The following is an 8,885-nucleotide window of genomic DNA, read 5'->3' as shown; positions in this document are numbered from 1 at the left end:
GTGAGCGCTCCGGGCCGCGCAGCCGGTGGCGCAGCCGGGCGCCGAGGGGCGTCAGCCGGCGCGGTGCCCCGGCCCGGCGCGGCCGCTCCGCCGGTCCGCGCGGACCCCTGGGCGGACCCCCGGGCAAGCGGCCCGTCAGGAGCGCCAGGACGCCGATCACGGCCGCTGCCACGCCCCCGTGCGTGCCCGCGTCCAGGCCGACCAGCAGCGCCGCCGCCAGGAGGGCGCCCAGCGTGCTGTCCGCGCCCAGGACCACCACCGCGGCGAACCACAGCAGACTCCGCACGGGGTCGTACGCGGCGGGGTCGAACGCGCGCAGCCCCATGCCGAGCATGCCGCCGCCGAGCGCGGCCAGCGCGGCCCCGGTGACGAACGCCAGCAGCTTCAGCGACGGTACGCGCACGCCCGCCGCCCGCGCCCCGGCCTCGTGGTCCCGCATCGCCGCCAGGGCACGGCCCGTACGGCCCCGGCGCAGTGCCCCGACCGCCGCCAGCGCGCACGCCAGCAGCACCAGTTCCAGGACGTAGTACGCGCGGTCCCCGTCGAAGCCCGCCGGCCGGCCGAGGGAGAGCCCCGACGTGGCGTACGGCTGGTCGAGGACGAAGCGGCTCACCCCGACCCCGAACGCGAACGTCGCCAGGGCCAGGGCCAGTCCCCGGCGGCCGATCGCGGGCCAGCCGGTCAGCACGCCCAGCGGGGCGACCAGGACGACCGCCACCGCCAGCGCGGCCAGCTCCGGCAGACGGGGCAGCCCCGGGAGGCGCCCGGCCGCCAGCAGCGCGGTGAACAGGGCGCCCAGACCCGCGTACGCCGCCTGCCCGAGCGAGATCTGCCCGCCCCGGCCGGTGACCACGACCAGCGACAGCAGCACCACCCCGAGCGCCGGTACCTGCACCGCCGTGTGCAGATCGTTCCCCGCGAAGCCCAGCGGCAGCAGGAACAGCACCCCGGCCACGATCCAGGCGCCCGGCGGAGCGTGCACCCGCCTGCCGGCCGTGCCCGGGAGCGCGTCACGCGCGCCGACCCCGGGCAGCACCAGCGCGGCGATCAGCAACGCCACGACGAAGAGGTTCGCCCCCACCGCCTGGAGCAGCGGCTCGCCCCACCCGGCCGGATGCAGCCGGGTCAGCTGACTCTGCGTCACCCCGATGCCCAGCGCGACGACCACCGCCACCGTCAGGCCGCGCATCCGGGCGGCGACCGCGACCGCCACCACCTCCATGACGAGCAGCGGCAGCCCGTACGGGTCGAGCCGTACGTACGGCGCCAGCAGCACACCGGTCAGACCGGCAGTGAACGAGCCGAACGCCCAGCCCGCGGCCGCCACCCGGTCCGCGTCCACACCGGCCAGCTCGGCCAGGTGCCGGTCGTCCACGACGGCCCGCAGCTCCCGCCCGAACCGCGTCCGGCGGATCACCGCACCCACCCCCGCGGCCAGCACCGCCACCACCGCCAGCTGCCCCCACGGCTCCGCCCCCACCAGCACCGGGGCGTCGTCCCGCGCGCCCTGCCCCCACACCAGCGCCGCCCCGCCCACCAGCAGGACGAACACCCCGATGGACGCCACCAGCGTCCGCGCCGGGTCGCCCCCCAGCACGGACAGCGGACGGAACACGAACCGTTCCAGCGCCACGCCGATCCCCGGAGCCACCACCAGCAGCGTCAGCGCGGCGGCCCACCACAGCGGCCACCCCCTCTCGACCACCAGGTCGCGCAGGACGTACGCGCACACCATGGCGATCGCACCGTGCGCGAAGTTCAGCACACCGGTCGCCCGGTACGTCACGATCAGGCCGATCCCGGTGAGCGCCGCCGCGGCGCCCACCGACAGACCGGCCAGCGTGAGGTCGTACGTCAGCGACGACATCGGCGGCGCACGTCAGCCGGTCTCTTCGGGCGGCTCGCAGATCGGACAGGGCCCCAGCTCACCGCTCGCGATCAGCCCGGTGTCCACCGGCACCGCCTCCGCCTTCCCCGTCACCAGGGGGCAGTCCGCGCGGTGCCACAGGGTGCCGCCCGGCACCCTCAGCAGCTCCCCGCCGACCGCGACCGGCGCGCCGGCCGGCCGCCCGGACGCGTCGGGGCCGGCCGGCCCGGCGGCCACCAGCAGGTCGTACAGCTCATCCACGCGGGAGGCGGCGACCGCGCCCCGGGCATGGGTGAGCAGCACCGCCCCGGCGACGATCAGCGCGGCCCCGGGAACCGTGCAGGAGGCCAGGTAGGGCAGCTGCCGTTCGGCGTAACGCTCGCCCGAGACCCCGTACCAGCCGAGGACGCACAGCACCGCGCCGGCGGCGAGCGCGGCCCAGCCCGCCCACAGCACGGGGTGGGCGCCTCGCAGCCGGGCTGTCCGCGTCATGGCTCCCACCCCTCGGGGTCGTCCGTGTGCCTGTCCGTGCCGGGCGATGGCTTGCACTATGCCCCCTGGAAGCCGACCCTGAAAGCACCGGGCGGACATGGCCCGGACCGACACCCGATTGGTGAGCCAGATGGTTCTCGGCAGCGACCTCAGGCGGGGGAACGCGACGAGGGGACGCGGCCCACGCACGGTGGGTCGGGGCACGGCGTACACCACCGCCCTGCTGCTGGTCCTCGGGCCGGCCCTCACGGCGTGCGGCGACGACGGCGGTGGCGCCGACAGCCCGCCCCCGACGTCGCCGGCGGACCGGACGACGAGCGCACCGGGCACCGCGCCCGCGGACCGGGCCGCGGCCGAAGAGGAGATCCGGCAGAACTGGGAGAAGTTCTTCAACCCCGAGACCTCCCTGGACGAGAAGAAGACGGTCCTGGAGAACGGCGACATGATGGGCCCCGTGCTCGAGGCGTTCAGCGGTGATCCGCGCGTCGGACAGGTCCAGGCGAGGGTCACCGAGGTCGCGTTCACCTCACCGACCGAGGCGGACGTGACGTACGTCCTGACTCTCGAGGGCGCCACCGCCCTCCCGGACGCCTCCGGAACCGCCGTCGAGCAGGACGGCACCTGGAAGGTGTCCGTCAAGTCCCTGTGCGCGTTGGTGCGACTGAGCGGCGATGGTTCGGCCCCGGCAGTCCCGGGCTGCTAGCGCACTCGCCGCGGTCCTGCTGCTCGTGCTGACCGCGTCCTGCGGCAGCCGGCTTCCGGAGAGCGACTTCACCGGCGACCGCCGCCCGCCCGCCTCCGGCCGGGACGCGGGTGAGCCGATCCGCGTCGGCATCGTCACCAGTGCCACCAGTCCGGTCGGCGGCAGCGCCTTCACCGGCCCGCGCGACGGCGCCCGGGCCTGGTTCGACCGGCTCAACGCGCACGGCGGCATCGACGGCCGGCGGGTCGAGGTGCGGCCGTGCGACGACGGCGGCAGTGGTGTCGGCAACAACGAGTGCGTGCACCGGCTGGTCGACGAGGAGAAGGTCGTCGCGCTGGTGGCCACCACCGTCCTGGACTACGCGGGTGCCTCCCGCGTGTCCCGCGCGGGCGTCCCCGACATCGGTGGCCAGCCCATCGGGACCGCCTACGACACCTATCCGCACCTCTACGGCATCTACGGCAGCAAGGCCCCGAGGAACGGCACCCCCGGCTGGGACGGCAAGCTGTACGGGGGTACGGAGGTCTACCGCTACTTCAAGCGCGAGCACGGGGCCCGCACGGCCGCCGTCGTCTCCTACAACCAGTCCGCGTCCGCCGCCTACGCCCGCCTCGTCGAGCGCGGCCTGAGGGCGGAGGGCTACAAGGTGGTCACCGAAGAGGTCGACTTCGCGCTGCCCAACTTCCGCGCGGTGGCCGCCGACCTGAAGGAACAAGGCGCCGACCTGGTCTTCGACGCCATCGACGGCCACGGCAACGCCCGTCTGTGCCAGGCCATGGACGACGTCGGCGCCCGGGTCACCGCCAAGGTCACCAACGTGCAGAACTGGACGTCGACCGTCGCCCGGGACTACAAGGACGCACCGCGCTGCCGCAACGCCCTGTGGGCGACCGGCTCCAGCCGGAACTTCGAGGACACCGGCCACGAGGCCGTCCGCGCCTTCCGGGACGCCACCGCGGGCCTGAGGAGCCACTCCCAGTGGCAGCTGGAGGGCTGGGCCGCCGCGCGCTGGTTCACCGAAGCGGCGACGTCCTGCGCGGACACGGGTGTCACCCGCGCGTGCGTCGACGCCCACGTGAGCCGTGCCGACGGCTACACCGCGGGCGGACTGCTGCTCCCCGTCTCGTTCACGCCGTCCCCCGAGCCGCCGAAGACCGGCACCACCTGCCTGTCCGTGGCCCGTTGGCGCGACGGCGAGGGCTGGGTCAGCCAGGGAGACATGAACCGCACCTGCTTCAGGGTGCCGCAACTGGCCTACGAGCCCTGACCCAGGTCCGCCGCCCGTTTCGCCCCCGCGGCAGGGGAGCCTTGCGGACAGCGACCGTCCGCAAGGGCGGGCAGACTGGCCGCATGGTGGAGACCTCGGCACGTCTGCTGCGTCTGCTGTCCCTGCTGCAGGCCCACCGCGAGTGGTCCGGCGCCGATCTGGCCGGCCGGCTCGGGATCAGCACCCGCACACTGCGCCGGGACGTGGGCCGGCTGCGCGAGCTCGGCTACCCGGTCAACGCCGGCCCGGGCACCGGCGGCGGGTACCGGCTGGGCGCCGGCGCGGAACTGCCGCCGCTGCTGCTGGACGACGAGGAGGCCGTGGCCGTCGCCGTGGGGCTGCGCACCGCCGCGGGACAGGGCGTCGAGGGGATCGGCGAGAGCTCCGTACGGGCCCTCGCCAAGCTGGAACAGGTGCTGCCGCACCGGCTGCGCCGCCGCGTGGGCGCCCTGAACGCCTACACCGTGCCGATGCTGCGCGGCCCGGGCACCGACGTCGTCGACCCCGCGGTGCTGACCGTGCTGGCCGCCCTCTGCCGGGACACCGAGCGGCTGCGCTTCGAGTACCGGGGACACGACGGCACGCCGACCCGCCGCACCGTCGAACCGCACCGCCTGGTGTGCTCCGAGCGCCGTTGGTACCTGGTCGCCTGGGACCTCGACCGGGGGGACTGGCGGACCTTCCGCGCGGACCGCATCACGCCCAGGCCGCCGCACGGGCCGCGCTCCGTCCCCCGCGAGCCGCCCGCCGAGGACCTCGCCGCCTACGTCTCGCGGGGCGTCTCGACGCGCGCGTACGCCGCACACGCCCTGATCCGCCTGCTGGCGCCCCTCGAGGAGGCCGCCGGCCGGATCCCGCCCTCCACGGGGACGCTGGAGGCGGAGACCCCGGACACCTGCCTGCTGCGGACCGGGGCCGGGAGTCTCGACGTCATGGTGGTCCATGTGATGCTGCTGGGTTTCGAGTTCGAGGTGCTGGAGCCGGCCGGGCTGATCGACGCGCTCAGAGCGGCTCATGACCGGCTTGCTCGCTCCTTGGCTCGGGCTGGGACGTCACGGCCGCGTACTCGGGATGGTTCAGGTCGAACGCCGGCGACTCCGAACGGATCCGCGGCAGCGTCGTGAAGTTGTGCCGCGGCGGCGGACACGAGGTCGCCCACTCCAGGGAGCGGCCGAAGCCCCAGGGGTCGTCGACCTGGACCCTCTCGCCGTACCTGGCCGTCCTCCAGACGTTGTAGAGGAACGGCAGCGTGGACAGGCCGAGCAGGAAGGCGCCGATGGTCGAGAGGGTGTTGAGCGCGGTGAAGCCGTCCGCCGCCAGATAGTCGGCGTAGCGGCGCGGCATGCCCTCGGCGCCCAGCCAGTGCTGCACCAGGAACGTGGTGTGGAAGCCGATGAACAGCGTCCAGAACTGGATCTTGCCGAGCCGCTCGTCGAGCATCTTCCCGGTGAACTTGGGCCACCAGAAGAAGAACCCGGCGAAGGTCGCGAAGACGACGGTGCCGAAGACCACGTAGTGGAAGTGCGCCACGACGAAGTACGAGTCCGTCACATGGAAGTCCAGCGGGGGAGAGGCCAGCAGCACCCCGGTCAGCCCGCCGAACAGGAACGACACCAGGAATCCGGTCGCCCACAGCATGGGCGTCTCGAAGGACAGCGAGCCCTTGATCATGGTCCCGGCCCAGTTGAAGAACTTCACGCCCGTCGGCACCGCGATCAGGAAACTCATGAGGGAGAAGAAGGGCAGCAGCACGGCACCGGTGGCGAACATGTGGTGCGCCCACACCACGACCGACAGGCCGGTGATGGCCATGGTGGCGCCGACCAGGGTCAGATAGCCGAACAGCGGCTTGCGGCTGAAGACCGGGATGATCTCCGTGACGATGCCGAAGAACGGCAGCGCGATGATGTAGACCTCGGGGTGGCCGAAGAACCAGAACAGGTGCTGCCACAGGAGCGCCCCGCCGTGGGCTGCTTCGAAGACCTGTGAGCCGAACCGCCGGTCCGCCTCGAGCACCAGCAGCGCCGCGGCGAGCACCGGGAAGGCCAGCAGGATCAGGATCGACGTGAAGAGCGTGTTCCAGGTGAACAGCGGCATCCGGAACATCGTCATCCCGGGGGCGCGCATCCCGATGATGGTCGTGATGAAGTTGACCGCGCCGAGGATCGTGCCGAAGCCGGACAGAGCGAGCCCCATGATCCACAGATCGGGGCCGGGACCGGGGGAGTACTGCATGCTGTTCAGCGGTGCGTAGGCGAACCAGCCGAAGGCCGCCGGCCCCCCGGTCACCAGCAGCGACCCGAGCACGATGAGGCCGCCGAAGAGGAACAGCCAGTACGAGAACATGTTCAGCCGCGGGAAGGCCACGTCGGGTGCGCCGATCTGCAACGGCATCAGTTCGTTGGCGAACCCCGCGAAGCTGGGCGTCGCGAACAGCAGGAGCATGATCGTGCCGTGCATCGTGAACATCTGGTTGAACTGCTGGTTGTCCACGATCTGCAGTCCGGGCCGGGCGAGCTCGGCACGCATCACCAGCGCCATGACGCCGGCGATCAGGAAGAACCCGAACGACGTGATCAGGTACAGGTGGCCGATCTTCTTGTGGTCGGTGGTGGTCAGCCAGTCGATCACCACCCGGCCGCGCCGCTGCCGTGTCGGCCGCTCCGTGGCCCGCACGGTCTGCGTCCCCATCGCTCGCCCCTTCGCTCGTCGCGCGCCGGGCCCGCCGGAGCCCGCGCCACAGGTACCCCGGGCCCCACGCCATGATGCTCGCTGCGTGCGCGCTCCGACAGAGGGACGTGGCGGATCCTGTGAGGGAAACGAGTGTGTTGTGTGCGCGCGGGTTTCCGCGGTCATGCGCGGCGGAGAAAAGGAAAGGGGTCCCGGGAGCGCTTTCCCGGGCACTTTCCGCCGGGCTTTGTGACGGCGGCAGTGTGCCACGCGGGAATTGTGTTCGAATGCCCGCGAAAGAGGTACCGAACCGCCCATTCGGGTGACGGCCACCGTCGTGAACGTCTGTCGTGATCCTGTGACACAAGTGTGACCGCCGGGGGACCGGACCCGCCGTTCCCGGTGCGGACTTCCCCGCTCGGGGGGCAGGGCATAGCGTGGCCGTATGGCACCCATTCCGACACCCTCCGCGGAACCCCACGACAGTCCGGACGCGTATGTCGGCCTCGCCGCCGACCGGGCCGAACGCCTCGCGCGCGAACGCGGCTGGTCGACCGTGCGGGCGCTGGCTCCGGGGACGATCATCACCATGGAGTACCGCGTGGGCCGGCTGAACTTCGAGGTGAAGGACGGCCGGGTGGCGCGGGCCTGGAAGGGCTGAGACACGGCGACGGCTCCCGTTCCGCCAGGAACGGGAGCCGTCGCCGTGTGTGCCGTGCGGCCGTCAGGGGCGGGTCGCCGACGTCGTACCGCGCGGGTGGCGCTCCGGGTGCGGCGGACGGCGGCTGCCTGCGGGGCTGACCGGGGAGCGCTCCGCACGGGTGGTGTGCGGGCCGGGCGCCAGATAGACCGGCGGCCGGACCGGGCGGCCCGGGGACACCGGTTCGGGAGCCGGGCCGGCGCGGTCGGTGAGCGGCTCGAGGACGACGGGCCGGGCGACCGGTCCCACCGCCGGCGCCGTACGGCCCCGGCGGGCCCGCCAGCGGTCGCGCAGGTCGAAGACGCGGTCCTCGGCGCGCGCGATCACCGGCTCGAACCAGGGAAGCGCGAGCAGGATCAGCAGACCCGCGGCCCAGCCCAGGACCACATCGCTCAGCCAGTGGGTGCCGATGTAGACGGTGGACAGCCCCACGCCCAGCGAGGTCACCGCGGACAGGGCGGAGAGCCAGCGGCGCGCTCTCGGGGTGGAGGCCAGGTAGGCCAGGATTCCCCAGGTCACCACGGCGTTGGCGGTGTGGCCGCTGGGAAATATATCGCCGCCGAGCCACATCTCGTTCGAGCCGATCTCGGTCGCGTAGTGCGGTCCGAGGCGCCCCATGCCGTACTTCGCGGCACCCACGGTGACGTTGAGCAGCAGCAGGGAGACACCGAGGGCGAGCAGGGGGCGCAGCGTGTGCTGCCGCCACGAGCGCCAGCCCAGCCAGGCCGCGACCATCACGGCGGTCGGGCCGCGCTGGCCGAGCACCACGTAGTAGTCGACGAAGGCGTGGAGCTCCGGCCACTGCTGGTAGGGGCGGAAGAACATCACCTGCCAGTCCAGGCGGACCAGCCAGGAGGTGATCAGCACGGCCCACACGATCGCCACGTAGAAGGCCAGGGTGGCGCCGAAGAGCACCATCCGGTGCCGGCTCATTCGCGGCATGCCGACGAGAGCCGGTCGTTCCGGCTCACGGTCCAGCCTCGCGAACACCCGGTCCAGACGGGTGTGGTTCCGATCGGTACGCACCCAATCGACGTTACAGCGAGTGAGCGCACAGGCCCGCCGAATCAGCGTCTTTGTGATGACGATGTGATGTGGGATTCCTCTCAGGAGAGCCTTTATTTCCTGCGTATCCGCGCTGCGGCCTTCCATTCTTTTGATCATTCGAGGTGACGGTTTTATCGCG

The 8,885-nt window shown here is 72.6% G+C and carries 7 protein-coding genes and 1 pseudogene; 4 read left to right on the top strand and 4 right to left on the bottom strand.

Annotation, left to right across the window (positions count from 1 at the left end):
• Both BU52_RS31865 and BU52_RS31860 read right to left on the bottom strand, forming a co-directional pair.
• The coding region (locus BU52_RS31865) for an ABC transporter permease subunit (RefSeq protein WP_037941118.1) at positions 1-1,867 on the bottom strand (1,867 nt) is incomplete at its 3' end.
• A gap of 12 nt (positions 1,868-1,879) precedes the next feature.
• Positions 1,880-2,359 carry a hypothetical protein gene (locus BU52_RS31860; protein WP_037941116.1) on the bottom strand — a complete coding sequence of 160 codons (480 nt, stop codon included), beginning with the start codon at positions 2,357-2,359 and terminating at the stop codon, positions 1,880-1,882.
• Between the two features lie 130 nt (positions 2,360-2,489).
• On the opposite strand from BU52_RS31860, the gene BU52_RS31855 reads away from it, so the two are divergent.
• The 3 genes from BU52_RS31855 to BU52_RS34420 all read left to right on the top strand — a co-directional run bounded on the left by BU52_RS31855 (position 2,490) and on the right by BU52_RS34420 (position 5,453).
• Positions 2,490-3,062, top strand: a complete 573-nt coding sequence (locus BU52_RS31855) for a hypothetical protein (RefSeq protein ID WP_037941124.1) — start codon at positions 2,490-2,492, stop codon at positions 3,060-3,062.
• Entirely contained in the window at positions 3,031-4,329 is a 1,299-nt protein-coding gene (locus BU52_RS31850) for an ABC transporter substrate-binding protein (protein ID WP_037941115.1), read from the top strand. The genes BU52_RS31855 and BU52_RS31850 overlap by 32 nt, the downstream gene beginning before the upstream one ends.
• Before the next feature lie 83 nt (positions 4,330-4,412).
• Positions 4,413-5,453, top strand: coding sequence for a helix-turn-helix transcriptional regulator (locus BU52_RS34420; protein WP_078903557.1), 1,041 nt, complete (start codon positions 4,413-4,415; stop codon positions 5,451-5,453).
• On the opposite strand, the pseudogene ctaD reads toward BU52_RS34420, so the two are convergent.
• Positions 5,338-7,020 (bottom strand): annotated as a pseudogene (gene ctaD / locus BU52_RS31840) (aa3-type cytochrome oxidase subunit I); the annotation flags it as partial. The gene BU52_RS34420 and the pseudogene ctaD overlap by 116 nt on opposite strands.
• A 424-nt stretch (positions 7,021-7,444) precedes the next feature.
• On the opposite strand from ctaD, the gene BU52_RS31835 reads away from it, so the two are divergent.
• Positions 7,445-7,660: an I78 family peptidase inhibitor gene (locus BU52_RS31835; RefSeq protein WP_037941111.1), complete on the top strand. Its 216-nt coding sequence runs from the start codon at positions 7,445-7,447 to the stop codon at positions 7,658-7,660.
• A gap of 63 nt (positions 7,661-7,723) precedes the next feature.
• On the opposite strand, the gene BU52_RS31830 is transcribed toward BU52_RS31835, so the two are convergent.
• The gene (locus BU52_RS31830; protein WP_037941109.1) at positions 7,724-8,725 is read right to left on the bottom strand and encodes a phosphatase PAP2 family protein; all 1,002 of its coding nucleotides are present in this window, start codon (positions 8,723-8,725) and stop codon (positions 7,724-7,726) included.
• Positions 8,726-8,885 lie beyond the last annotated feature (160 nt).

Source organism: Streptomyces toyocaensis, assembly GCF_000725125.1.
GTDB classification, from domain to species: Bacteria; Actinomycetota; Actinomycetes; order Streptomycetales; family Streptomycetaceae; genus Streptomyces; species Streptomyces toyocaensis.
The sequence above is the reverse complement of the archived record's forward strand: the minus strand, read 5'-3'. Positions and strand labels throughout refer to the sequence as shown.